This window comes from Ruegeria atlantica (assembly GCF_001458195.1).
Classification (GTDB): Bacteria; Pseudomonadota; Alphaproteobacteria; order Rhodobacterales; family Rhodobacteraceae; genus Ruegeria; species Ruegeria atlantica.
In genome coordinates, this window is sequence record NZ_CYPU01000037.1 from 1 (window position 1) to 2,053 (window position 2,053).

General features: G+C 53.1%; 2 protein-coding genes and 2 pseudogenes. All 4 read left to right on the forward strand.

Annotation, left to right across the window (positions count from 1 at the left end):
- A partial coding sequence (locus RUA4292_RS09835; RefSeq protein WP_145974857.1) for an IS30 family transposase occupies positions 1–223 on the forward strand: 223 nt, incomplete at its 5' end.
- Between the two features lie 76 nt (positions 224–299).
- A pseudogene (locus RUA4292_RS24015) lies at positions 300–949 on the forward strand (IS5 family transposase); the annotation flags it as partial.
- 348 nt (positions 950–1,297) lie between these two features.
- On the forward strand, positions 1,298–1,702 hold the full coding sequence (locus RUA4292_RS09850; RefSeq protein ID WP_158507006.1) for a cupin domain-containing protein: 405 nt from the start codon (positions 1,298–1,300) through the stop codon (positions 1,700–1,702).
- A 179-nt stretch (positions 1,703–1,881) separates the two neighbouring features.
- A pseudogene (locus tag RUA4292_RS25700) lies at positions 1,882–2,053 on the forward strand (IS30 family transposase); the annotation flags it as partial.

Genomic DNA, 2,053 nt, shown 5'->3' on the forward strand with positions numbered 1-2,053 from the left:
CGACATCTACTTTTGCGACCCGCACAGCCCGTGGCAACGCGGCACCAACGAGAATACCAACCGTCTCCTGCGCCAGTACTTCCCAAAGGGCACCGACCTCTCAGTGCACAGCCAGGAACATCTCGACGCAGTTGCTCGTGAACTCAACGAGCGGCCAAGAAAAACGTTGCATTACTTCTCACCAGCAGAGACGTTCCATGAATGTGTTGCGGCGATCGGTTGAAACGGCACCGCGTTGCGGACATTCGGGGAATATCGATCAATGACAGCTGTGCGGACAAACCTGCCTTTCGTTGAGGCTTATCTTCATCAATCGCAATGGTTTGCGGTGGCGGGATGCACCTGCCGCCTATGGACCGCACAAGACGCTGTACAATCGATGGAAACGGTGGAGCGACAAGGGCATCTTCGCGCGAATGATGGCTGGCCTGGCCGCCGAGCACGGCGAACAGAAGACTGTGATGATCGACGCGACCTATCTGAAGGCTCACCGGACAGCGACCAGCATGGGCGTCAAAAAGGGGGGCGTGGACGCCTGATTGGTCGAACCAAGGGCGGCATGAACACCAAACTGCACGCCATCTGCGACAATCAGGGACGCCCGCTGAACCTGTTTATAACCGCAGGACAGGTCAGCGACTACATCGGTGCTCGGGCTCTGTTCAGCGGCATACCGAATGTCGATTGGCTACTCGGAGATCGCGGATACGATGCCGATTGGTTCCGAGAAGCGTTACAAGACAAAGGGATACGCGCTTGCATCCCCGGTCGGAAGCAGCGCAAGACAACGGTGAAGTACGACAAGCGCCGATACAAACGCCGCAACCGGATCGAGATCATGTTTGGCAGGCTCAAGGATTGGCGCCGTGTGGCAACCCGTTACGACAGGTGCCCGAAGGTCTTCCTCTCAGCAATCGCCCTCGCAGCTCTCGTCATCTATTGGCTATGAGTCCTGAACCTAGGTTCAGTTGGTTACTTTCAACCCCTAGCGGCTTTCCTGGGTAAAGCTGACCCTTTCCAACACGCTCTGAATGACAGAAGAGTCGGCAAAGTAGACGTTCACAGAGTTTTACCGAATGACCGCACCGAGCTCTAGTGGACCCTTAAGCCCGCCCATAATTGGAGAAGCTAAGGAACAGCTCTTCTTAATGAACAGAGACGAGTTCGAAAACGTCTGACTGCAGCGTAAAATTGTTTGAGTGCAGACACTTCACCTTTCGATCGTTAAAGTGGTGGCGAAGCAATAATGTTAGGGGGACAACGGGTGTCTGAGACTTGTTACCTGATGGGCATGATAATGGATTTCCACACATCTAGTGAAGAAGACGGCTATTTCCTTTGCACGGCAACATTGTCGAGTGGTGCGGGTGCGCCACCCAATCGCCATCCCAATGATCAGGAGTCGTTTTTTGTGCAAAAAGGGCTGGTCGAGTTCACCGTTGGTGGTGAAAGGATCCATGCGAAACCGGGACAGTTCGTAAAGATGCCGCGCGGCGAAATTCATTCATTTAGAAATTCGACGGACGAAGAAGCTGAAATGCTCATCTTAAATGTCCCCGGTTCGATCCACGAAAACGTCTTTCGAATTTGTGGCACGAAGTTGAGTCCAGGCTCGCGAGATTGGCCGTCTCCGGAGCCAGATTTGGACATGGACTGGGTTGCTAAAATCTGTGCGGATGAAGGCTTGGAAATCGTATCGTAAACGGTTCAGTCTGGATCGCACAAGTTTTCCAAGATGCAAATATTGGCCGCCGCAATACTAAGGTACATAACGTCCGCACAGCTGTCATTGATCGATATTCCCCGAATGTCCGCAACGCGGGGCGGTTTCAACTGATCGATGCAACACTTTAATCTTTTTGGAAAGATGGAGTGTAAGCCATGGCCTATCGTCGTCGCATATTTTTCACAGACAAACAGAAGTCAGAGATATGGGATCGATGGCAACGCGGAGAGTCGATGAGTTCTATAGGGCGGCTTTTTGATCGCGAGTCGTCTTCGATCTATCCACTCCTTGCTCGCACTGGCGGCATTCGCCCGCCGGCCCGCGTCA

Coding starts and splice junctions, on each gene's coding strand:
- RUA4292_RS09850 (WP_158507006.1), top strand. CDS start 1,298: ATGGATTTCCACACATCTAGTGAAGAAGACGGCTATTTCCTTTGCACG.